We start from the raw sequence: 19,546 nt of genomic DNA on the forward strand, positions 1-19,546 counted from the left end.
GTGCGCCCCGCCCTCTCCCGCCTGCCCCTGTTCGGCCGTGGATCGTGGCCGGAGGCCCGCCGGATCGCGGACGTGCTGCGGACCGAGACGGTGGGTGGGCTCCTGCTGGTGGGAGCGGCGCTCGTCGCGCTGGTGTGGGCCAACACGCCGTGGCGGGAGGCCTACTTCGCACTGGGCGCGCTGCAGGTGGGCCCGGGCGCCCTGCACCTGGACCTCGCCACGTGGGCCGCGGACGGGCTGCTGGCGATCTTCTTCTTCGTGGTCGGGGTCGAGCTCAAGCGCGAGTTCGTCGCGGGCGACCTGCGTGACCCGCGGCGCGCCGCGCTGCCGATCGTGGCCGCCGTCGGCGGGATGACCGCACCCGCGGTGATCTTCGTGCTGGTCAACGCCGGGACCGACGCCGTGGTGGGTTGGGCCGTTCCCACGGCCACCGACATCGCCTTCGCCGTGGCGGTCCTCGCGGTCCTGGGCACCCACCTGCCGACGGCGCTGCGGCTGTTCCTGCTGACCCTCGCCGTGGTCGACGACCTGCTGGCGATCACGATCATCGCCCTCTTCTACACCGACTCCCTCGACCCGGCGGCGCTGCTGCTCGCGCTGCTCCCGCTGGCGCTGTTCGGGTTCCTGGTGCAGCGGCGGGTGCGGGCCTGGTGGGTGCTGCTGCCCCTCGCCGCGCTGACCTGGTTCCTGGTGCACGAGTCCGGGGTGCACGCCACCGTCGCCGGGGTGCTGCTGGGCTTCACCGTGCCGGTGCGCGACCGCACCCGCCGGGACGGTCGGGTGCAGCCCGGCCTGGCGGAGGGCTTCGAGCACCGGATCCGCCCGCTCTCCGCGGGGTTCGCGGTGCCCGTCTTCGCGTTCTTCGCCGCCGGGGTGTCCCTCGCGGACTCGGGCGGCCTCGCGTCGTTGACCGAGCGGGTCACGGTGGGCGTCGTGCTCGGGCTCGTCGTCGGCAAGGTCGTCGGGGTGCTCGGCGGGACCTGGCTGACCCAGCGGTTCACCCGGGCCCGGTTGGCGGACGGGCTGAGCTGGTGGGACGTGTTCGGCGTGTCGTTGTTGGCCGGGATCGGCTTCACCGTGTCCCTGCTCATCGGCGAGCTCGCCTTCGGCGGCGGCACGGCGGCCGCCGACCACGCGACGATCGGCGTGCTGACCGCCTCGCTGATCGCGGCGCTGCTCGCCGCCGTCGTGCTGCGCATCCGCAACGCCCACTACCGGCGCATCGCGGCCGAGGAGGCCCGGGACGACGACGCGGACGGCGTCCCGGACGTCTACCAGACCCGCCCGGACCCGGACGGGGCGTGACCGCGCGCGCCGGACGGGGTACAGGCCCGGTGTGCTCCCGACTCCCCGCCGCCCCGGACGACGGGCCGACCCCGTCGTCGGCCTGCTCGACGCGCTGGCCGACCGGCCCGTGAACTACGACGAGGCGGCGGCCCCGCCGGCGGTGACCGTGGGCTGGCACCAGGACCGCCGCGTCGCGGTGCTCGGGCGGGAGGCCCCGGGGGAACCGGCCGCAGACGGGGTGTTCGCCCGCGCCGTCGACCTGGTGAACAGCTACGAGTTCAGCGACCCCGCGATCGTCCGGGCCGCCTACCGCTCGCCCGGCGACCTGCTCGGGCGGGCGATGGTGCTGGAGGGCCGGTTCCTGCTGCTGCGCCTGCTGATGGGGGTGCGGGTCACCGACCGGCACGACGAGCTGGTCGAAGGTCCGGAGGGGCCGGAGCGTCGGGTGGGCTGGTCGTACCAGACCCTGGACGGGCACATCGAGCAGGGCCGACTGACCTACGAGGTGGCCAAGCTGCTGGACACGGGCCGGGTGGAGTTCCGGATCATCGCGCACTCCCGGCGGGCCCCGATCGCGAACCCGGTCCTGCGGCTGGGGTTCCGGGTGTTCGGCAGGCACACCCAGCAGCGCTTCTACCGCAACGCCCTGCGCAGGCTGCAGGTGCTGGTCCGCGAGCCCGCGACGGCCCCGCGACCGGGGCCCGACGGGATCGTCCGGGCCCCCACGGGAAGCAGGCCCGGCCGGTTCGAGGCCTGGACCGTGCGACTCGTCGACGCCGGCGCTACTCCGGGTCGGTGAGCCTGCGGGTGTGCACGGACAGGGGCCCGTCGCGCCGGCCGCCGGACAGCGCGGCGACGCCGAGACAGGACTGCGTCCACATCACCAGCTGGACCTCCTTGGCCAGCAGCAGGCGGTTGTAGAGCAGGTGGGAGAGCCGGTCGCCCGGCCGCGCCCACGACTCGATCTCGAAGTCGACGGCCGCGCCGTCCGGCCGCACCCGGAACTCGATCTGCCCGGCCTCGAGGTGCCCGCGCAGCGTCGCGAGCCGGAACCCGCGCGGGCCGGAGGCGATCACCCGCACCGGGCCGTCCCAGGGCCCCGGCAGCCGGACGACGAGCTCGTCGCCCACGCTCATCGACCCCGACTCGCCGCGGGTGCGCCGGAACACCGACATCCCCGACGGCGCCCAGCGGTTCGGGTCGGCGGCCAGGCGCGCCATCAGCTCCTCGGCCGGGCAGCCGTCCACGATCCGCACGCGGTAGCGCCGGTGCAGCAGCGGGCCGTAGCCGTCCTGGACCTGCTGGATCCGGTCGTCGAGCCGGTCCGGCGGCACGGGATCGGGCAGGTCGGAGTCGTCGCCCTCCTCCTCGACGCGCCGGATCGCCGTCGTGCGCCAGAGGTACTGCCAGGACACGACCGCGATGCCGATCGGCCACCGCAGGACGGCGGCGACGCGGCGGCGATCGCCGCTCGGGCGGGAGAACCGGGGTGCACGCACCGGCATGGATACCCGGCGGACCGGGAACCTACCGGCGTGACCATCGGAACTCTGCTGCACCGCGTCGGGGTGCGGCCCGTGCACCTGCAGGCGGCCTCGCTCGGCTCGGTCGGGCTCTGCATCGGGCTGTGGGTGCGGGCCAAGACCGTCAGCCAGGAGGAGCGGGGGAACGCCGAGCGGCGGGCCCTGTTCGTCGGGCTCTGGCCCTCGACCATCTGGCTGATCGGGGACTCGGTGCGGCAGGCGGAACACCATGGCCGGTGAACCGCGCAGCGTGGGCGTGGAGGAGGAGTTCCTGCTCGTCGACCCCGCCGACGGGGCGGCGCGCGCGGTCGCGGCGACCGTCCTGCGGCTGCAGGACGGGGGATCCGGCGCGGAATCGTCGGACGGCTCCGGGCTGGAGGCGGAGCTCCACGCCGAGCAGCTCGAGACCGGGACCCGGCCCTGTGTCGCGCTCGCCGACCTCGCCGCCGAGCTCGGGCGCACCCGCGCGCAGGCGGCCCGCGCCGCGGCGCGGCGGGGCGCGGCCGTGGCGCCGCTGGGCACCTACCCGCTGCCCGTCGAGCCCACGGCGTTCCCGAAGGAGCGCAACCTGCACGTCCTCGAACGGTTCGCGCTGACCGGTCGGGAGCAGCTGACCTGCGGCTGCCACGTGCACGTCGGGGTGGCGGACGCGGAGGAGGGCGTCGCCGTGCTGGACCGGATCCGGCCGTGGCTCGCCCCGCTGCTCGCGCTGTCGGCGAACTCGCCGTTCTGGGCGGGGGAGGCCTCGGGCTACGCGAGCTTCCGCAACCAGGTGTGGTCGCGATGGCCCTCGGCCGGGCCGTACGGGATCTTCGGGTCGGTGGCGGAGTACGAGCGGGTGACCGCGGCGATGCTCGACACCGAGACCCTCGTCGACGACGGGATGCTCTACTTCGACGCCCGCCTGTCCGTGCGGCATCCCACGGTGGAGATCCGGGTGACGGACGTCTGCCGCGACCGGGAGGACGCCGTGCTGGTCGCCGCGTTGGCGCGGGGGCTCGTGGAGACGGCGGCGCGGGACTGGCGGGCGGGTCGGGCGCCGGAACCGGTGCGGACCGAGGAGCTGCGCCTGCACCTGTGGCGGGCGGCCCGCAGCGGCCTGGCAGGTGCGCTCGTCGACCCGGTCACCGGGCGTCCGGCGCCCGCGGCGGCGGTCGTCGACCGGCTCGTCGCGCACGTGGCCGAGGCCCTGGACGCGGCCGGTGACCTGGCCGTGGTCCGCGAGCTGGTGGCGGCGCTGACCGCGCGGGGCACGGGGGCGGACCGGCAGCAGGCGGTGTACGCGCGGACCGGGGACCTGCGCGCCGTGGTCACCGACTCGACCGTCGCGGCCGAATCCGATTGGACACGGTGCGTGACGGGTACCTCCGCCACGTCGTGAGGTCACTCGCCTGCCGCGGGAGGTCGTCCCATGGGTGTGCAGCCGGTCGTCCGACTGTGCCGCCGCTTCGCCAACCCGACCTGTCTGCCCGAGCTGCGCCGGTGGCTGCGTGACGCGCTGCCCCCGGGCGATCTCGAGACGGACGCGCAGCTGGTCTGCACCGAGCTGGTGACCAACGCCCTCGAGCACGGCGCCCCGCCGTACGAGGTGCGCCTCGCGGTGACGGTGCGGGCGACGGTGCGGGTCGAGGTGGACGACGCGGACGGGGCCGCCGCGGTGACCGTCGGGCGGTCGCGGCTGGGGCGGCTGCGCGGGCGCGGCCTCATCCTGGTCGAGGCGTTGGCCTCCTGGGGGATCGTGCGCGACCCGGCGGACGGCAAGACGGTGTGGGCCCAGCTCCCCGTGGCGGCCGCCTGAGTACTCTCCCCTCGCCGGGCGGGAGGGGGTCGTCGGTTGCGCTGGATCGGCCGTGGGCTCGACCTCCGCCGTGCCCGGCTGCTGCCCGACGCCGTCGCGGGGGCCTCCCTCGCCGCGCTGGCCGTGCCCGAGGTGTTGGGGTACGCGCGGATCGCGGGGATGCCGGTCGAGACGGGCCTGTACACGCTGCTCGCGCCCGCGGTCGTGTTCGCCCTGCTCGGGGCCTCGCGCCACCTCGTCGTCGGCGCCGACTCGGCCACCGCGGCCATGCTCGCGGCGGGCCTGGTCGGGCTGGCCGCGGTCGGCAGCGACCGCTGGGTCGCCCTCGCGGGCACCACGGCACTGGTGGTCGCCGTGCTGCTGGTCCTCGCCCGGGTCGTCCGCCTCGGGGCGCTGGCGAACTTCCTGTCCCGCACCGTGCTGGTCGGGTTCCTGACCGGGGTGGGGCTCTCCGTCGCGGTGGGGCAGCTCGGGGAGATGCTCGGCCTGGAGATCACCGCGCGCGAGGTGCCGGCGCGGGTGGTCGAGATCGGGCGCCGGATCGGCGAGGTCGACGGGGTCGCCCTCGGCGTCGCCGCCGCCGTGGTCGTGCTGGTCCTGGTGCTGCGGCGGGTCGATCGCCGGATCCCCGGCGCGTTGGTCGCGGTCGTCGCCGCCATCGTCGTGTCGGCCACGGTGGGGCTGGACGTGCCGCAGGTCGGGCCGGTCCCGGCCGGGCTGCCGGTGCTCGTGCTGCCCGCGCTGTCGCTCGACGACGTGCGGGCCGTGTTCCCCGTCGCGCTGTCGATGATCGTGGTCATCCTGGCCCAGAGCGCCGCGACCGCGCGGTCCTACGCCGCCCGGGACGGCGAGGCCGCGGACATCGACCAGGACGTCGTCGGGCTCGCCGGGGCGAACCTCGCCGCCGCGTTCACCGGCACGTTCGTGGTCAACGGCAGCCCCACCAAGACCCAGCTGGTGGCCTCCGCGGGCGGGCGCAGCCAGCTGGCCCAGGTCAGCGCCGCCGTCGTCACGGTGGTCGTGGTGCTGTTCCTGACCCCGCCGCTGGAGATCCTGCCGCTCGCCGCGCTCGCGGCCGTGGTGTTCGTGATCGGGATCGAGCTCGTGGACCTGGCAGGCCTGCGTCGGTTGTGGCGGGTCCGGCGCGCGGAGTTCGCGCTGGCCGTGGCCACCGCCGCCGCGGTCGTCGGGCTCGGGGTGCAGACCGGGATCCTCGTGGCCGTCGCGCTGTCGATCGCCGACCACCTGCGGCACAGCTACTCGCCGCACTCCAGCGTGCTGCGCAAGTCCCCCGCCGGGCACTGGGAGTCCCTCGCCGTGACGCCCGGCGCCCGCACCGCGCCCGGGCTGGTGGTCTACCGCTTCGGCAGCGGCCTCTACTTCGCCAACGCCTCCCGCCTCGTCGAGGACGTCACCACGCTGACCGGGAGCGGTCCGCCGCTGCGCTGGTTCTGCCTCGACGCCGCCGCGATCGGGGACGTCGACTACACCGCGGGCGCCGTCCTCGACCAGGTCCGCGCCCGCCTGCGGGCGGCCGGGATCCGGCTGGTGCTGTCCAACGTCATCCCGCCCGTCGCGGACCTGCTGCAGCGCTACGGCATCACCGACGCGCTCGAACCGGGCAGCGTGTTCGCCACGTCCGGGGAGGCCCTCGACGCCCTCGACGCCCCGGCCGCCGAGTAGGCAGACTGCGCAGCATGGCGATCGACCCCACCGGCGCGGATCTCAAGGCCTATCTCTCCGTCGACCCGGACGAGCCCGTGACGATGCTGAACCTGCTGCGCTTCGTCGAGGGCGGCCGGGCCCGCTACGACGAGTACATCGCACACTTCCGGCGGACGTCCGGCCGGTTCGGCGCCGAGGTCGTCTACTACGGCTACGGCGGCGCCCCGGTCGTCGCGGAGGACGGGCAGGCGTGGGACGCGGTGCTGCTGGTGCGCTACCCCAGCAGGCGCGCCTTCTCGGACATGGTGCGGGACCCCGAGTACCAGAAGGGCACCCACCTGCGCACGGAAGCGCTGGTCGAGGCGGTCCTGCAACCGACGACCCCCACCGAACGCATTATGGAACCATAATGCCGTTTTCGGGGCCCGAAACCGACATCATGGTTCCATAATGCGGCTGCGGGCTCAGACCTGCCCGCTCGCGACGACGCGGCTCGGTGTGGTCGGGGCGGTGCGGCCCGGTTCCAGGGACACCGCGTAGCCGACGGCGCCCGGGTCCGCGGCCAGCGTGACGACCTCGGTGCCTGCCGAGCGGGCGTCGAACGTCCCCAGGGGGCGCGGTTGCCCCGAGCCGATGCCCCACAGCACGTACACCGAGTTCGTGGCGTCGTTCGCGGGCAGCGCGGCGACGACCAGACGGGTCGTCCCGTCGCCCGCGACGACCGCCGCGACCGCGGTGCCCGCCTCGTCGTGCAGCGTCGAGCGCGCGTCACCCGGCGTGGCGACGGCGGCGACGGCCCGGTCGAGCGTCGAACCGGTCCGGTCCACCGCGGCGCCCGCCAGCCCACCGACGGCGATCGCGCAGGCCACGGCCAGGACGGTCCCGACGAGCCGGCGCGGCCGGCGCCGCGCGACCGCGTGGCGGGGGAGGGTCGTCGGCCGGAGCGGCCGGACCGGCGGGTGCGGGCGGGGACCCGCCGTGGTCGGCGGCGCCGCCCGGTCCAGGATCCGGGCCCGCAGGTCGGCGGGCGGGCGCGCCTCGGGGATGGCGCGCCCGAGCGCGGCCAGCAGGGACTGGTAGTCGGGCAGCGCGGCGGTGCACTCGGCGCACCCCGCGACGTGGCGCTGGACGGCCAGCTCGTCCGCGGGCTCCAGGGCGTGCAGCGCGAAGCCGACGAGCTCGCGGCTCATCGGGCACGGCGTGGTGGTCCTCATCGGAAATCCCCCTCGGCGAGCACCGGGCCGAGCGCGGTCCGCAGCCGGGCCAGCCCGGCGAACATCCGGGACTTCACCGTGCCCAGCGGGCTGTCGGTCAGCGAGGCGACCTCGCGCTGGGTGTAGCCGCCGAAGTAGGCCAGGGAGAGCGCGTGGCGCTGCTCCTCGGGCAGGGCGGCCAGGGCCCGCCGCACCGCCGCCGCGGTGACCGAGGCGAGCGCCGCGCCGTCCGCGCCGGGTGTGGCGGGGAGGGGCTGCTGCTCGTCGAGGGTGGTGGTGCGGCGGCGGACCCCCTCCTCGCGCCGGACGAGATCGACTGCCTTGTGGTGCACGAGGGTCATCACCCAGGTCCCCACTCGTCCCCGGGTGGCGTCGAACCGGGCGGCGCCCCGCCAGACGGCGAGGAACGCCTCCTGGACGGCGTCCTCGGCGTGGGCGTCGTCGGCGCAGATCCGCCGGGCGAGGGCCCAGGCCTGGCGGCCGTAGCGGTCGTAGAGGCCGGCGAGCGCGCTCCGGTCGCCCGCGGCCAGGGCGTCGAGGAGGTCCTCCTCGGTGAGCGGGCCGGGACCCGCGCTCACCCCGGGCGGTGCCGCGGGTTCAGGTCGGTACACAGCTCTGTGTTCGGAGCCGGCCCGCCCGCGGTTCACTCACAGCTCGCCGTGGACGACGACGCGGCCGTCGGGGTCGAGGACGTCGAACCCGGCGGCCTGGGCCCGCAGGACCGAGGTGTTCAGGTTGCACACCATCGGGTCCGCCCCGGTCCCGAGGAACTCGCCTGCGCCGACGGTGCGGCCCGCGTCGTCGGTGACGACGACCCGGTAGGGGGTGCCCGCGGTGAACCCGTCGGCGTCGAGGGTGATCTCGATGCCCCAGGTGTGCGGGATGACCGTGGCCGAGGCCTGGACCCCGCCCGCGAGGGTGCGCACGGCGACGGCCTCGCGGGGCGCGTCCGGCCCGGTCCCGGCGAGGAACCCGACGCCCCCGCCGACGAGCGCCGCGACCACCACGGCGGCCGCGACCAGCAGCGGGGCCCGGCGCCGCGGCGGCGCGGCGGCCGGGCGCGGGGTGCGGCGGACCTCGTCGAGGACCCGTTCGATCAGGAACGGCGGCGGGGCCGGGGCGTGGGCGAGGTCCTGGGGGGCGACGCCGGCGAGCGCGTCCGCGACCGGGCGTAGGTCGTCCAGCTCGGCGCGGCAGTCGGGGCAGCCGTCCAGGTGGGCGCGCAGCGCCGTCTCCTCCGGTGCGGTCAGACCGCCGAGGAGGTACGCGCCGAGCTGTTCGCGGATCGTGCGGTGGCTGTCGTTCACCGCTCCACCCCCATCTCGTCCATGGCCAGACGCAGGGCCTTCAGCCCGTAGAAGATCCTGCTGCGCAGGGTGCCGATCGGAATGCCGAGCTCGGCGGCCACCTCGGCGTGCGGACGGCCGCGCAGGTGGGTCTGGGCGATCGCGTCCCGGTGCTCCGGGCGGATGCGGCGCAGCGCCTCCTCGACGACCCAGGTGTCGACGACCGCCCGGTCCAGCCCCTCGGTGACCGGGGCGGTGGGGGAGTCCTGGGGTGCGTCGGTCAGCGTGCGCCGCCAGGGGCGGGCGGCGACCCGGCGGGCCTCGTCGACCACGGCGTTGCGCGCGATCGAGAACAGCCACGAGCGCAGGCTCGCGATCTCCGGGTCGTAGGTGTCGGCGCGGCGCCACGCACGCAGGAACACCTCCTGCACCACCTCCTGCGCCGCGCCCTCGTCGCCCAGCTGCCGCAGCGCGAAGCGGTAGAGCTCCGCGCCGTACGCGGTGTAGGCCCGGCGCAGCCCGACCTCGGTGTCGAGCGCTCCCGGTGCCGGGCCGGCGACCGGGGCCGCCCGTCGGACCACTCCCATGGACATCCCTCCGGGAGGACGTACGTGCGCGGGCGCCGGATCGTTCATCCGGTGCGCACGGCGTGGACCACGAGGTTGTCGGTGTAGCTGCGCGCGCCCCGGTCGAACGCGCCCGCGCAGGTGACCAGCCGCAGGACGTCCTCGCCGGTCGCGCCGAACACCGCGAACGTCGGGAACGCGTCCTTGGCGACCTGCTCCACCCGCTCGACGGCGTAGACCGCGCGCTGTCCGCCGCGCTCGACCTCCACGCGGTCACCCGGCGCCAGGTCGCGCAGGCGGTGGAAGACCGCCGGTCCGCTGCGGGAGTCGACGTGGCCGAGCAGGACCGTCGCCGCGCTGCGGCCGCCTCCGGCGAACCAGCCGACCCGCGCGTAGTCGGCGGGCACCTCGGCCGTCCCGTCCGGGGCCACGCCGAGGGGGATCGGCGCCGTGTCGATCCCGAGGGCCGGGATCCGCACGGCGGTGGGCGGGCCCGGCGGGGCGGTTCCCGTGCTCGCGGGCGGCGGCCCCGACACCGCGGGCTGCGGTGTCGGGGCCGCGGAGCAGCCGACGGTCAGGAGCGCGGCGACCGCGAGCGGGACCAGGTCACGCCGACGCACGGCGGCGGAGCCAGACCGCGCCGCCTGCGCCGGCGGCGAGCACCGCGCCCGCCCCGAGCGCGATCGCAGCGGTCCCGGTGCCGGTCTCGGTCGCGGCGCCGCCCGCGCCCGTCGCGACCCCGCCCATGGGCACCTCGGTCAGCTGACCGCGCACCGCACCCGCGGTGAACGTCGCGGTGTGGGTGTCGGTGAAGAACGCCGCCGGGTCGGCCTCGATCCGGTCCAGGGTGAACCCGGTGCCGGTGTCCTGGCCGTTCACCATGACGCCCGTGGTGAACGGTCCCTGCAGGCAGCCCGCGCTGCGCAGGGTGCCGTCCCCCGCGTCCTCGGGGTTGGGGAAGGCGATGCGCGGCGGGCCCGCGGACCCGGCGTCCCCCTCGTGGATGTGCGTCGCCGTGCGGGCGGGGCTCTGGTAGGGCGGGGTGACGCCGTCGAGGGTGATGTCGTAGCAGATCACCTCGAGCTCGCTGTTGAGCCGGTAGTGGAAGGTCCCGGTCGCGCCGGGCTCGCCCGGCGTGGCGACGCCGTCGTTGTTCACGACCATGTCCGGGGTGGCCATCGCGGTGACCATGCTGGTGAACTCGGCGGGCTCGGCCACCTCGCCGTCCTGGGCGCTCGCGGTGCCCGCCCCGAGGGCGGCCAGGCCTGCGACCACGGTGGCCACCGTGGCGGCCCGCAGAGTGCGGTGCAGAACGCTCGTCATGGGTGTCTCCCTCAGCTCGTCCATCCGATTTGTCGGATATACGGAGCCGACGGCGGTCGCGTTCACCGCGGGGAGCGGCCGATCGGTTGCACTCCATACCGGCAACCGACCGGCCGCAGCGCCGTCACAGGAGACCGAAGGCCCACACCCGAGGACTCACCGCGAGAACGCATCGTTCGAGCCCGGTGTCACTCGCGACTCACCGGTCCAACGACCGCGCACCCGGGGTGGTGACGGGTGGTGACCGGTGCTGTCTAGTGCGCGTGCTCGTGGACCTGCTCGGCCGCGGCGTCGTGCGCGTGGGTGTGCTCGTGGGAGTCGCCGTCGTGGCTGTGGGTGTGGCTGTGCTCGACGTGCTGGTGCTCGTGCGCCCCGTGCTCGTGGGTGTGCGCGGTGTCGCCGTGGCTGTGCTCGTGGGTGTGAACGCTCATGACGGCAGACGGTAGGCCCCGCGGCGCCCCGGCGGAACGGGTTCGGCGCTCTCCCCAGGACATTCCTGTTGCCGCGTCGTTGCAGGTGAGAGGCCCTCTCCCCTGGCCGTGAGCGGCGATAGTCGCCCTGGCGACGATCGCCGCTCACGGGTCGGGGAGGCTCGTCGGACCCCTCGGCCGCGGCCCGGTCGTCCCCGTCGACCGTCTGCGTGGACCGGCACCGGCCGACGATTCCGCCACCTCGGGAGCGGCGGCGAGGGCTACGGTCGGGACATGGGTACGCAGGAGAACGAGCACGGCCTCGCCGAGACGTTCGCGTCCCTCGCCCGCGAGCTGCAGGCCGAGTCCGGACCGGACGAGACCCGGTCGCGGGTCACGAAGGCCGCCGTGGACGTCGTCGACGGGTGCGACCACGCCGCCATCTCCCTGGTCACGCGCAGCGGCGCGATCGACACGGTCGGCGCGACGGACGACGTGCCCGGGCAGGTCGACCGCATCCAGTACGCCGCGGGCGAGGGTCCGTGCCTGGGTGCCATCGACGAGCACGAGGTGTTCCTCAGCGACGACCTCGCCACCGAGAGCCGATGGCCCGCCTTCAGCCGCCGGGCCGCCGCCGAGACCGGGGTGCACAGCATGCTGTCGTACCGGTTGTTCGTCCGCGAGGACACGATGGGGGCGCTGAACCTCTACTCCCGCGAGGTCGCGGCCTTCGGGCAGGACGATCACGCGGTCGGCGCGGTCCTCGCCGCGCACGCCGCCGTCGCCATGGACGCCGCGCGCGAACGCCGCCACGCCCAGGACCTCGGCGACGCCCTGCAGAGCAACCGGCGCATCGGGATGGCGATGGGGGTGCTGATGGGCCGCGGGCTGGTCGCCGAGGAGCAGGCCTTCGACCTGCTCCGGCGCGCCTCGCAGCTGCTCAACGTCAAGCTCCGCGACATCGCCGAGCAGGTCATCGACACCGGAGACCTCCCGGAACGGCGCCGCTAGCGCCTCGGGGTTTGGCGGGTCGGGCCGCGGGTAGTCGGGCGCGTCGCACGGTGTCTCGACCCGTGCCCCGTCCCGAGGAGCCCGGATGACCAGCACGTTCTCCGCCGCCGGAGCCCCGGACGACCGGCGGATCCTGGGGCCCGCCTTCTCGGCGGGCGTGGTCGTCGTCCTGTCCGTCGCGGCGATCGTCGGGATCGGGCTGTCCGGCGGCGGCACCGCCGCCGTGCCCACTCTGGACACGACGCCCGCGGTCGCCGTCCCGGCCCCCGTCCCCCTGTTCCCGTTCGAGGCCGCACGCTCAGGCCTGCCCGGTCCCCGGGACGGGAGGGGCGACGGGTTAGGGTGAAGATCGGTTGAACCTCCAGCCGCGACCGGTTGGAGCCCTCGACCAGGGCGTGGGTGGAAAGGTCCCCGCGTGCCGCAGCACGATCATCCGCCCCGTCCCGAACGGGCGGCGAACGACCGGAGTCTGGTGTTCTCCGCCCTCGCCGAGTCGATGTCCGACACGACGAGTGTGGTGGAGATCCTGCAGCGGGTCCTCGGCGCCGCGGGCGCGCTGGTGCCGACGGCGGACCTGGTGGGCGTGTCCCTCGCCGACGCCGAGGGCGGGTTCCACTCGCCGGTCCGGGGTGGCCCGCTCGTCGAGCGGCTGGACGAGCTGCAGCGCCGGTTCGGCGACGGTCCGTGCGTGGCGGCGACCCGGGCGACGGGGCCGGGCATCGTGTACTCCCCGGACGTGCACGCCGACCCGCTGCTGGGCCGGTGGGGGCCCGCCGCGGCCCGGGCGGGGGTCCACGCGGCCCTGGCCGTCGGTCTCTTCCCGCACAGCGCCCCGCCCCGGGCGGGGGCGTTGACCTTCTACTCCCATCGTGCCCACGGACTGGACTCCGCCGACCGGGACGTCGCGGTGATCCTCGCCGCGCACGTCGGGGCGGCGCTGGTGATGGCCCGGGCGACCTCCGCCGCCGAGGCGAGGTCGGCCCACCTGGAGACGGCGCTCGCGACCCGGGACGTCATCGGGCAGGCCAAGGGCATCCTGATGGAGCGCCAGGGCATCGGCGCGGACGAGGCCTTCGCGATGCTCCGCTCCGCCTCCCAGCGGATGAACGTCAAGCTCACCGACGTCGCGCAGACGCTCGTGGACCGCCGCCGGGACCGCTGACCGACCTCGTCGGGAGCGGGTTCAGCCGGCGGCGTCGGCGTCGGCGAGGGCCGCGTTCCAGCGGTCCTCGATGCGGCCGAACCGCCAGACGGCGAGGGCGACCACCCAGGTCAGGCAGAACAGCCCGACGACGACGAACCCGACGTCGTCCAGGTCCAGCGAGGCGACCCAGCCGAGCGGGCCGGAGTCCACGCCGAGCTTGTCCGCGAGCAGCGACAGCAGCTCGATCGTGCCGATGACGAGGGCGACCGCGACGGACAGGGCGGTGATGGTGACGTTGTAGAAGACCTTCCGGACGGGCCCGCGGAAGGCCCAGTCGTAGGCGAAGCACATGAAGGCGCCGTCGAGGGTGTCGAACAGGCTCATGCCCGCGGCGAAGAGCACCGGCAGGACGAGGACGGCGTACCAGGGCAGGGCGCCCGCGGCGGCGCCCCCGGCGATGACCAGCAGGGTGACCTCTGTGGCGGTGTCGAAGCCGAGGCCGAACAGCAGGCCGACGGGGAACATGTGCCACGGGCGGCGGACGGCGCGGGTGGCGCGGCCGAGGACGCGGTTCATGAGGCCGCGCTTGGCGAGGTGCTCCTCGAGGGTGGCCTCGTCGTAGCGGCCGCGGCGCATGTCGCGGAAGACCTTGAGGATCTGGACCAGGATGACGAGGTTGACCAGCCCGAGCAGGACCAGGAACAGACCGGAGACGCTGGTGCTGATGAGCCCGCCGACCTGCTTGAGCGACGAGCCGTCGTCGGAGATCTCCCCGGCGATCACCCGCACCCCGAGCGCGACCAGGGCGACGAGCACGAGCACGACGCTGGAGTGGCCCAGGGCGAACCAGAACCCGACCGAGAGCGGCCGCGGGGAGCCGGTCTCGCGCTCGGCGAGCAGCTTGCGGGTGGTGTTGTCGATGGCGGCGATGTGGTCGGCGTCGAAGGCGTGGCGCATCCCGAGCAGGAAGGCGGTCAGCCCCAGCCCGACGCCGAACGCCCCCGTGCTGCCGAGGTCGTAGTGGTGGGGGACGACCAGGAGGACGAGGACGCCCCATCCGGCGACGGTGAGCACGACGAGGACGGCGGCCATCGCCGTCGCACCTCGTCTCTCGGCGGGGGTGAGGCGCGAACGGATGCGGGGCACGGGGTCCATGCCAGCAGGCGACCGAGGACGACTTCAAGCATGAACATCTGCTCAGTCATCGCAGAATCGGACGGGCGGCGCCCAACCGGACTGTGAGGGCGGTCACGTGGTCCGGGCCCCCGGCCCCGCCCGGCTACCGGTAGTTCGTGAACTGCAGGGCGATGCCGAAGTCCTTGCCCTTGAGCAGCGCGATGACCGCCTGGAGATCGTCCTTCTTCTTGCCCGAGACGCGCAGCTGGTCGCCCTGGATCTGGGCCTGGACGCCCTTGAGCTTCTCGTCCCGGATCGCCTTGCTGATCTCCTTGGCCTTGTCCGAGGCGATGCCCTGCAGGATCTTGCCCGTGACCTTGTAGGTCTTGCCGGACACGGCGGGCTCGCCGACCTCGAAGGCCTTCAGCGAGATGTTCCGCTTGATCAGCTTCTCCTTGAAGACCTCGACCGCGGCCTTGAGCCGCTCCTCGGTCTCCGACTCGAGGCTGATCGCCTCCTCGCCGGACCAGTCGATGGACGTTCCGGTGCCGCGGAAGTCGAAGCGCTGCGACAGCTCCTTCGCCGCCTGGTTCAGCGCGTTGTCCACCTCCTGGCGGTCGACCTTGCTGACGACGTCGAACGACGGGTCGGCCATGGCTCCTCCTCGCTGCGGCACGGCACCCCCTCGTCGGAGGTCGATCACCGCTGTCGTATCCTTCTCCCCGCACGTCGGCACGCCGACTGCACCTCGGCAGGTTGCCCGAGTGGCCAAAGGGAGCGGACTGTAAATCCGTCGGCTTAGCCTACGAAGGTTCGAATCCTTCACCTGCCACACCCTCGGGTGACGGCCCCTGACCAGCGGAGACGCGGGTCGGGGGCCGTTCTCGTGTCGGGAGAGGGTGGGTGCCGAAGGTCGTTCGGGCGCCTGGTGAGCGGTGCGGGGGCCTCCTGACGACTCGGTGCGCCGGGGTCCGATCCGGACGCGCTCCGCTCACGGCTCCTCGACGGACGCGATGACGTAGCGCTTCACGTCCGCGCCCAGGATCCGCGTCGCGGTGTCCGCGTCCGGCCCGGAGCCGCGGAACGCCAGGAACTCGTCCTCGGACTCCCAACGCTCGAAGACGTTGATGCGCGCCGGATCGACGGTGTCGGCCGTGAGGGAGAAGTCCAGGCAGCCGGGGGCACTGCGCGCCAGGGAGACCGCCTTCGCTCCGTCTGCCACGAAGGCGTCTCGATCCGTGGGCTCGGTGCGCAGGTACCCGGCGATGATCAGCATGGAAGGGTAGACCTCCGGGGGAGTCGGAAGTCATCGGTGGCGGACGTCGGGCCCCGGCGGGCGTTCTCGTCACGGCGAGGAGGAATCGTGCGCACCGAGCTGTGCATCGCCGCGGCCCAACCGCCGTGCGTGGCGCGGGACGTCCGGGCCAATGCCCGGCTGCACGCGCAGGTCGTCCGGGCGGCGGGGGCGCGGGTCGTCGTGTTCCCGGAGCTGTCGCTGACCGGCTACGAGCTCGACGCGCCCCCGGTCGACCCGGTCGACCTCGCCCCGCTGGTCGCGGCGTGCGCCGAGACCGGGACGCTCGCCCTGGCCGGGGCGCCGGTGGCGGGCCCGTCGATCGGCGTGCTGGCCGTCGACGGGGACGGGGTGCGCGTCGCCTACCGCAAGATCTACCTGGGTGCGGAGGAGACCGCCCACCACCGCGCGGGCGACGCCCCGGCCGTCGTCGAGGTCGACGGGTGGCGGCTGGGCCTCGCGGTCTGCCGCGACACCGGGATCCCGCGGCACGCCGCGGACACCGCGGCGCTGGGGATCGACGTCTACGTCGCCGGCGTCGTCGACCGGCCCGAGGACGCGGCCGTGCAGGAGGAGCGGGCCCGGCGGGTCGTGGCGGACCACGGCGTGGCCGTGGTGATCGCGAGCTGCGCCGCCCCGACCGGCTTCGGCTACGACCGCACCGCGGGGCGCTCCGGGATCTGGCCCGCGGACGGGTCCGCGCCGGTCCGGGCGGGCGCCGAACCGGGCGACCTGGCCGTGGCTAGGATCCGGTAGGTGGCGGAGTACCGGATCTCGGAGGTGGCGAACCTCCTGGGTGTCAGCGACGACACCGTGCGCCGGTGGATCGACGCCGGCACCCTGCCCGTGCACCTGGACGCGTCGCGGCGCAAGGTGGTGGACGGGGCCGCGCTGGCCGCGTTCACCCGCGACCACGCGAGCGCCGCGCCGGAGACGTCCTCGGTGGCGTCGTCGGCCCGGAACCGGATGGTCGGGCTGGTCACGTCGGTCGTCGCGGACACCGTGATGGCCCAGGTGGAGATGCAGTGCGGCCCGCACCGGGTGGTGTCGCTGATGAGCAGCGAGGCCGTCGCGGAGCTGGGGCTGGCGCCCGGGTCGCTGGCCGTCGCCGTGATCAAGTCGACGAACGTGGTGGTGGAGACGCCCCGGAGGTGAGCCGCCCGACGACGGCGGTCGCGTCCCGGTCGTCGTCTCGCACCACGGTGGTCGCGAAGCCGACCATCGCCGCCGCGGTGCCCGCCGCCTGCCCGCGGGAGGTCTCCACGACGAGGAGACCGCCCGGGCGCAGCCAGCGCGGTGCCCGCGCGGCGAGGCGGCGATGGTGGTCGAGGCCGTCCGCGCCGCCGTCGAGCGCGGCGCGGGGCTCGTGGTCGCGCGCCTCGGGCGGCATCGTCGCGATGGCCCCGGTGGGGACGTAGGGGGCGTTCGCCACCAGGACGTCCACCCGCCCGCGCAGGTCCGGCGGCAGCCCGGCATCCAGGTCGCCGCCGTGGACCCGGTCCGCGCGCAGGTTGAGACGTGCGTGGACCAGCGCCTCGGGCGAGACGTCCGCGGCGTGCACCTCGGCGGACGGCAGCGCCGCCGCGACGGCCGCCGCGACGGCCGCCGCCCCGCAGAACAGCTCGACGACGACGGTGGGCGCCGCGGCGACCACCTGGTCCACGAGCAGCTCGGTCCGGCGCCGCGGCACGAACACCCCGGGCCCGACGGCGACCCGCAGACCCGCGAACTCCACCCACCCGACCAGGTGCTCCAGCGGCGCGCCCGCGGCCCGGGCCGCGACCAGCGCGTCGAGCCCGGCGCCGGACGCGACCGAGCGGAGCACCGCGGCCTCCTCCTCGGCGAACACACACCCCGCGGCGCGCAGGGTGTCCACGATCCCGTCCAGGGTCACGACGGGGCAGTATGGCCCCATGACCCAGCTGGACGGCGCCGTCCTGCTCCCCGACGGCACCGCGGTCCGCGGGCGGGGGCGGCGCGATCCCCTCCCGGACGGCCCGCGGCCCGCGTTCTCGCTGTGTCTGGGCAGGCCGGGCCACGACGACGAGCCGGAGTGGGCCGCCGCGTGGATCGACTGGCCGGACTTCCGCGTGCCGCGCGACCGGGCGGGCGCGACGGCCGCGATCGTGGACGCCTACGAGCGCGCCCGGTCGGGTGTGCTCGTCGAGGTCAGCTGCACCGGCGGCACCGGGCGCACCGGCACCGTGCTGGCCTGCATGGCCGTCCTCGCCGGACACCCGGCCGCGGACGCCGTGGCCTGGACCCGTGCGCACTACCGGCCGCGGGCCGTCGAGACCCCGTGGCAGCGGCGCTGGGTCCGGGGCTTCGCCGAGCGGACGGTTCAGCGGCGGCTGTAGGAGCTGGACAGCCGCGTGCGGGCGCCGAAGAGGTGGCGGGCCACCTCCGCGGTGATCCGGTCCGCCTCCGCGGTGCACCGCGCGATGCGTTCGGATTCGGGCAGGTCGAGGTACGTGGCGCTCAGCTCCTGCAGCGCGTCCAGGAGCTCACCGATCGCGGCCGACCGCGTGTTCTCCGCCTGCGCGACGGGCACGTCGATGCTCATGGGTTCATGGTCGTCCACACACGTGTCGACCGTGCTCACCCGGTGCTACGGGTTCGTGACACGGCCACGATCACCGCCGGGTCGATGCCCGGGTTGTGCACCTCGCGCAGGTTCAGCCCCGAGAACCACAGGACCGCCCCGGCGCGGAAGCGGCGCCGCCCGCCAAACGCGCAGCGCAGCTCGATCTCCCCGGCCTCGACGAGGACGAGTACCCCTCGCCACTCGTCCTCGTCGTGCGGCCGGGACGTGCCCGCCTCGATCGTGATGTGTCGTCTGTCGAAGCGGTCCACCACCCCTCCCCCGGATCGGGTTACGGAAGGGGAGACCGCCGTCCGGCCGGGAACTCATCGGGGCCGAGGCGGAAACCGGGGTCGACGGCCCGGATCGCGGCCGCCGCCGCGGCGTGCCCCAGGTGGCTCGCCCGCTCCACCCGCACCGGGTCGACGGTCAGACCCCGGATGTCCGCGCTGGTCAGCGGGCTGAGGGCGCACACGTGCCTGCCGTCGCGGTCGGGGTGGGCGGCGTCGGCGAGCAGCGCGATGCTGTCCGCGTGCCGCGCGACGTCCTGGGTCATCGCGCCGAGCCCGGGCACGAGGCGGTCGATCCCGCGGGCCCACCACGGGTGCGCGGGCGCGGGCCTGCGCAGCTCGGGGAGGGTGCGCGTGAGCAGGGCGAGGACGTGGGTCGCGCCCTCGCGCAGCGCCCGCCCGACGGGCAGCGGGTCGCCGATGGACCCGTCCACCCAGCGTCGGCCGCGCACCTCGACGGGCGGACCGGTCAGGTAGGGGATCGCGGCGGTGGCGCGCATGGCCAGCCGCCACTCCGCGGCGTCCCGCAGCCCGGTCAGGGTGTGCGGGGTCATGTCGGCCGCGTCGGTGACCACGACGTGCAGGGGGGCCGGATGGTCCCGCAGCGCGTCCCAGTCCGTCGGCTTGGTGTGCACGAGGATCTCGTGGATCAGGTGGTCCAGCGACACCATCGGCGCCCGGCCGAGCCGCCGCGGGTCGACGAACTCCGGGCGGGCCATGTCGTCGGGGAAGATCCGGGAGGCGTCGTACCCGTGGCCCAGCAGCGCCGCCGTCGCCACGAAGGCCCCCGCGGACGCGCCGTAGGCGAGGTCGAAGCCCGCGGTGAGCCCGGCCTGCTCCAGGGCCCAGACCATCCCACCCGCGTAGGCGCCGCGCATCCCGCCGCCGCCCACCACCAGTGCGATCCGGTGCCCGTCCCGGCGCTCGCCGGGCCTGCTGCCCGCCTCCCGCCTGCGTAGCAGGGCACGCAGGACCTCCTGGTCACCCCAGGCGTCACCCCACGGATCCGGAGCAGTCATCCCCGTCATCCTCCCGGTA

Annotated in this window: 28 protein-coding genes and 1 tRNA gene; 14 read left to right on the forward strand and 15 right to left on the reverse strand. The window is 75.0% G+C overall.

The window, feature by feature from the left end:
* Both nhaA and L3X23_RS30165 read left to right on the forward strand, forming a co-directional pair.
* A complete protein-coding gene (nhaA, locus tag L3X23_RS30160; RefSeq protein ID WP_237196512.1) occupies positions 1 to 1,305 on the forward strand; it encodes a Na+/H+ antiporter NhaA in 1,305 nt (434 codons plus the stop codon).
* Between the two features lie 31 nt (positions 1,306 to 1,336).
* A complete protein-coding gene (locus tag L3X23_RS30165; protein ID WP_237196514.1) occupies positions 1,337 to 2,086 on the forward strand; it encodes a DUF1990 family protein in 750 nt (249 codons plus the stop codon).
* Here the strand turns inward: L3X23_RS30165 and L3X23_RS30170 are convergent.
* Positions 2,070 to 2,792 (reverse strand): DUF1990 family protein, encoded by a 723-nt coding sequence (locus L3X23_RS30170; protein WP_237196516.1) that lies wholly within the window; start codon positions 2,790 to 2,792, stop codon positions 2,070 to 2,072. The two genes, L3X23_RS30165 and L3X23_RS30170, sit on opposite strands and share 17 nt — an antisense overlap.
* 30 nt (positions 2,793 to 2,822) lie before the next feature.
* Here L3X23_RS30170 and L3X23_RS30175 point away from each other — a divergent pair, with 30 nt between their 5' ends.
* Genes L3X23_RS30175 through L3X23_RS30195 form a run of 5 tightly spaced genes read left to right on the forward strand, consistent with a single transcriptional unit; the run spans position 2,823 to position 6,683 of the window.
* A complete protein-coding gene (locus tag L3X23_RS30175; protein ID WP_237196519.1) occupies positions 2,823 to 3,050 on the forward strand; it encodes a hypothetical protein in 228 nt (75 codons plus the stop codon).
* Complete coding sequence (locus L3X23_RS30180) at positions 3,040 to 4,191, forward strand: glutamate--cysteine ligase (RefSeq protein WP_237196520.1); 1,152 nt, start codon at positions 3,040 to 3,042, stop codon at positions 4,189 to 4,191. The genes L3X23_RS30175 and L3X23_RS30180 overlap by 11 nt, the downstream gene beginning before the upstream one ends.
* 30 nt (positions 4,192 to 4,221) lie before the next feature.
* Positions 4,222 to 4,608, forward strand: coding sequence for an ATP-binding protein (locus L3X23_RS30185; protein WP_237196522.1), 387 nt, complete (start codon positions 4,222 to 4,224; stop codon positions 4,606 to 4,608).
* A gap of 36 nt (positions 4,609 to 4,644) precedes the next feature.
* Positions 4,645 to 6,291, forward strand: coding sequence for a SulP family inorganic anion transporter (locus L3X23_RS30190; RefSeq protein ID WP_237196523.1), 1,647 nt, complete (start codon positions 4,645 to 4,647; stop codon positions 6,289 to 6,291).
* A 14-nt stretch (positions 6,292 to 6,305) separates the two neighbouring features.
* Entirely contained in the window at positions 6,306 to 6,683 is a 378-nt protein-coding gene (locus L3X23_RS30195; RefSeq protein WP_237196525.1) for a DUF1330 domain-containing protein, read from the forward strand.
* Positions 6,684 to 6,737: 54 nt separating this feature from the next.
* Here L3X23_RS30195 and L3X23_RS30200 read toward each other — a convergent pair whose 3' ends face one another.
* From L3X23_RS30200 to L3X23_RS30230, 7 genes are all read right to left on the reverse strand, one after another.
* On the reverse strand, positions 6,738 to 7,487 hold the full coding sequence (locus tag L3X23_RS30200; RefSeq protein WP_237196527.1) for an anti-sigma factor domain-containing protein: 750 nt from the start codon (positions 7,485 to 7,487) through the stop codon (positions 6,738 to 6,740).
* A complete protein-coding gene (locus L3X23_RS30205) occupies positions 7,484 to 8,065 on the reverse strand; it encodes an RNA polymerase sigma factor (RefSeq protein ID WP_237196529.1) in 582 nt (193 codons plus the stop codon). The genes L3X23_RS30200 and L3X23_RS30205 overlap by 4 nt, the downstream gene beginning before the upstream one ends.
* 69 nt (positions 8,066 to 8,134) lie before the next feature.
* Positions 8,135 to 8,794 (reverse strand): anti-sigma factor, encoded by a 660-nt coding sequence (locus L3X23_RS30210; protein WP_237196531.1) that lies wholly within the window; start codon positions 8,792 to 8,794, stop codon positions 8,135 to 8,137.
* The gene (locus tag L3X23_RS30215) at positions 8,791 to 9,360 is read right to left on the reverse strand and encodes a sigma-70 family RNA polymerase sigma factor (protein ID WP_237196533.1); all 570 of its coding nucleotides are present in this window, start codon (positions 9,358 to 9,360) and stop codon (positions 8,791 to 8,793) included. Before L3X23_RS30215 ends, L3X23_RS30210 begins: the two co-directional genes overlap by 4 nt.
* A 44-nt stretch (positions 9,361 to 9,404) precedes the next feature.
* Entirely contained in the window at positions 9,405 to 9,959 is a 555-nt protein-coding gene (locus L3X23_RS30220; protein ID WP_237196534.1) for a class F sortase, read from the reverse strand.
* Positions 9,946 to 10,662, reverse strand: a complete 717-nt coding sequence (locus L3X23_RS30225) for a CHRD domain-containing protein (RefSeq protein ID WP_237196535.1) — start codon at positions 10,660 to 10,662, stop codon at positions 9,946 to 9,948. Before L3X23_RS30225 ends, L3X23_RS30220 begins: the two co-directional genes overlap by 14 nt.
* A 254-nt stretch (positions 10,663 to 10,916) precedes the next feature.
* Positions 10,917 to 11,093 carry a zinc transporter Slc39a7 gene (locus L3X23_RS30230; RefSeq protein ID WP_093076757.1) on the reverse strand — a complete coding sequence of 59 codons (177 nt, stop codon included), beginning with the start codon at positions 11,091 to 11,093 and terminating at the stop codon, positions 10,917 to 10,919.
* Between the two features lie 273 nt (positions 11,094 to 11,366).
* Between L3X23_RS30230 and L3X23_RS30235 the strand changes: the two genes are divergently transcribed.
* The 3 genes from L3X23_RS30235 (at position 11,367) to L3X23_RS30245 (ending at position 13,245) form a co-directional block, all read left to right on the forward strand.
* Complete coding sequence (locus tag L3X23_RS30235; RefSeq protein ID WP_237196537.1) at positions 11,367 to 12,083, forward strand: GAF and ANTAR domain-containing protein; 717 nt, start codon at positions 11,367 to 11,369, stop codon at positions 12,081 to 12,083.
* Between the two features lie 85 nt (positions 12,084 to 12,168).
* A complete protein-coding gene (locus tag L3X23_RS30240; RefSeq protein ID WP_237196540.1) occupies positions 12,169 to 12,429 on the forward strand; it encodes a hypothetical protein in 261 nt (86 codons plus the stop codon).
* 69 nt (positions 12,430 to 12,498) lie between these two features.
* Entirely contained in the window at positions 12,499 to 13,245 is a 747-nt protein-coding gene (locus L3X23_RS30245; RefSeq protein WP_237196542.1) for a GAF and ANTAR domain-containing protein, read from the forward strand.
* Positions 13,246 to 13,266: 21 nt separating this feature from the next.
* On the opposite strand, the gene L3X23_RS30250 is transcribed toward L3X23_RS30245, so the two are convergent.
* Together L3X23_RS30250 and L3X23_RS30255 are read right to left on the reverse strand one after the other, a co-directional pair.
* Positions 13,267 to 14,319: a HoxN/HupN/NixA family nickel/cobalt transporter gene (locus tag L3X23_RS30250; RefSeq protein WP_237196544.1), complete on the reverse strand. Its 1,053-nt coding sequence runs from the start codon at positions 14,317 to 14,319 to the stop codon at positions 13,267 to 13,269.
* 187 nt (positions 14,320 to 14,506) lie between these two features.
* Positions 14,507 to 14,998, reverse strand: coding sequence for a YajQ family cyclic di-GMP-binding protein (locus L3X23_RS30255; RefSeq protein ID WP_093076794.1), 492 nt, complete (start codon positions 14,996 to 14,998; stop codon positions 14,507 to 14,509).
* A 95-nt stretch (positions 14,999 to 15,093) separates the two neighbouring features.
* On the opposite strand from L3X23_RS30255, the gene L3X23_RS30260 reads away from it, so the two are divergent.
* Positions 15,094 to 15,175, forward strand: a tRNA-Tyr gene (locus L3X23_RS30260).
* A gap of 159 nt (positions 15,176 to 15,334) precedes the next feature.
* On the opposite strand, the gene L3X23_RS30265 is transcribed toward L3X23_RS30260, so the two are convergent.
* A complete protein-coding gene (locus L3X23_RS30265) occupies positions 15,335 to 15,619 on the reverse strand; it encodes a putative quinol monooxygenase (RefSeq protein ID WP_237196546.1) in 285 nt (94 codons plus the stop codon).
* 87 nt (positions 15,620 to 15,706) lie between these two features.
* Here L3X23_RS30265 and L3X23_RS30270 point away from each other — a divergent pair, with 87 nt between their 5' ends.
* On the forward strand, positions 15,707 to 16,393 hold the full coding sequence (locus L3X23_RS30270) for a carbon-nitrogen hydrolase family protein (RefSeq protein WP_237196548.1): 687 nt from the start codon (positions 15,707 to 15,709) through the stop codon (positions 16,391 to 16,393).
* The gene (locus tag L3X23_RS30275; protein ID WP_093076803.1) at positions 16,394 to 16,792 is read left to right on the forward strand and encodes a molybdopterin-binding protein; all 399 of its coding nucleotides are present in this window, start codon (positions 16,394 to 16,396) and stop codon (positions 16,790 to 16,792) included.
* Here L3X23_RS30275 and L3X23_RS30280 read toward each other — a convergent pair.
* Positions 16,752 to 17,531 (reverse strand): putative protein N(5)-glutamine methyltransferase, encoded by a 780-nt coding sequence (locus tag L3X23_RS30280; protein ID WP_237196550.1) that lies wholly within the window; start codon positions 17,529 to 17,531, stop codon positions 16,752 to 16,754. The two genes, L3X23_RS30275 and L3X23_RS30280, sit on opposite strands and share 41 nt — an antisense overlap.
* A gap of 19 nt (positions 17,532 to 17,550) precedes the next feature.
* Between L3X23_RS30280 and L3X23_RS30285 the strand changes: the two genes are divergently transcribed.
* On the forward strand, positions 17,551 to 17,994 hold the full coding sequence (locus tag L3X23_RS30285) for a protein-tyrosine phosphatase family protein (RefSeq protein WP_237196552.1): 444 nt from the start codon (positions 17,551 to 17,553) through the stop codon (positions 17,992 to 17,994).
* On the opposite strand, the gene L3X23_RS30290 is transcribed toward L3X23_RS30285, so the two are convergent.
* The 3 genes from L3X23_RS30290 to L3X23_RS30300 are packed head-to-tail and all read right to left on the reverse strand — an operon-like array spanning position 17,979 to position 19,527.
* The gene (locus L3X23_RS30290) at positions 17,979 to 18,200 is read right to left on the reverse strand and encodes a hypothetical protein (RefSeq protein ID WP_143029932.1); all 222 of its coding nucleotides are present in this window, start codon (positions 18,198 to 18,200) and stop codon (positions 17,979 to 17,981) included. The genes L3X23_RS30285 and L3X23_RS30290 overlap by 16 nt on opposite strands.
* 35 nt (positions 18,201 to 18,235) lie before the next feature.
* Positions 18,236 to 18,490: a hypothetical protein gene (locus L3X23_RS30295; protein ID WP_237196554.1), complete on the reverse strand. Its 255-nt coding sequence runs from the start codon at positions 18,488 to 18,490 to the stop codon at positions 18,236 to 18,238.
* A gap of 20 nt (positions 18,491 to 18,510) precedes the next feature.
* Entirely contained in the window at positions 18,511 to 19,527 is a 1,017-nt protein-coding gene (locus L3X23_RS30300) for a patatin family protein (protein WP_237196556.1), read from the reverse strand.
* Positions 19,528 to 19,546: the final 19 nt, after the last annotated feature.

It is taken from the genome of Pseudonocardia sp. WMMC193 (assembly GCF_021728735.1).
GTDB classification, from domain to species: domain Bacteria; phylum Actinomycetota; class Actinomycetes; order Mycobacteriales; family Pseudonocardiaceae; genus Pseudonocardia; species Pseudonocardia oroxyli.

What these genes read in the sequence shown, in the direction of transcription:
- L3X23_RS30300 (WP_237196556.1), bottom strand. Translation starts at nt 19,527, where the DNA reads ATGACTGCTCCGGATCCGTGGGGTGACGCCTGGGGTGACCAGGAGGTC.
- L3X23_RS30240 (WP_237196540.1), top strand. Translation starts at nt 12,169, where the DNA reads ATGACCAGCACGTTCTCCGCCGCCGGAGCCCCGGACGACCGGCGGATC.
- L3X23_RS30185 (WP_237196522.1), top strand. Translation starts at nt 4,222, where the DNA reads ATGGGTGTGCAGCCGGTCGTCCGACTGTGCCGCCGCTTCGCCAACCCG.
- L3X23_RS30290 (WP_143029932.1), bottom strand. Translation starts at nt 18,200, where the DNA reads ATGAGCATCGACGTGCCCGTCGCGCAGGCGGAGAACACGCGGTCGGCC.
- L3X23_RS30250 (WP_237196544.1), bottom strand. Translation starts at nt 14,319, where the DNA reads ATGGCCGCCGTCCTCGTCGTGCTCACCGTCGCCGGATGGGGCGTCCTC.
- L3X23_RS30215 (WP_237196533.1), bottom strand. Translation starts at nt 9,360, where the DNA reads ATGGGAGTGGTCCGACGGGCGGCCCCGGTCGCCGGCCCGGCACCGGGA.
- L3X23_RS30195 (WP_237196525.1), top strand. Translation starts at nt 6,306, where the DNA reads ATGGCGATCGACCCCACCGGCGCGGATCTCAAGGCCTATCTCTCCGTC.
- L3X23_RS30230 (WP_093076757.1), bottom strand. Translation starts at nt 11,093, where the DNA reads ATGAGCGTTCACACCCACGAGCACAGCCACGGCGACACCGCGCACACC.
- L3X23_RS30255 (WP_093076794.1), bottom strand. Translation starts at nt 14,998, where the DNA reads ATGGCCGACCCGTCGTTCGACGTCGTCAGCAAGGTCGACCGCCAGGAG.
- L3X23_RS30225 (WP_237196535.1), bottom strand. Translation starts at nt 10,662, where the DNA reads ATGACGAGCGTTCTGCACCGCACTCTGCGGGCCGCCACGGTGGCCACC.
- L3X23_RS30180 (WP_237196520.1), top strand. Translation starts at nt 3,040, where the DNA reads ATGGCCGGTGAACCGCGCAGCGTGGGCGTGGAGGAGGAGTTCCTGCTC.
- L3X23_RS30235 (WP_237196537.1), top strand. Translation starts at nt 11,367, where the DNA reads ATGGGTACGCAGGAGAACGAGCACGGCCTCGCCGAGACGTTCGCGTCC.
- L3X23_RS30200 (WP_237196527.1), bottom strand. Translation starts at nt 7,487, where the DNA reads ATGAGGACCACCACGCCGTGCCCGATGAGCCGCGAGCTCGTCGGCTTC.
- L3X23_RS30170 (WP_237196516.1), bottom strand. Translation starts at nt 2,792, where the DNA reads ATGCCGGTGCGTGCACCCCGGTTCTCCCGCCCGAGCGGCGATCGCCGC.
- L3X23_RS30265 (WP_237196546.1), bottom strand. Translation starts at nt 15,619, where the DNA reads ATGCTGATCATCGCCGGGTACCTGCGCACCGAGCCCACGGATCGAGAC.
- L3X23_RS30285 (WP_237196552.1), top strand. Translation starts at nt 17,551, where the DNA reads ATGACCCAGCTGGACGGCGCCGTCCTGCTCCCCGACGGCACCGCGGTC.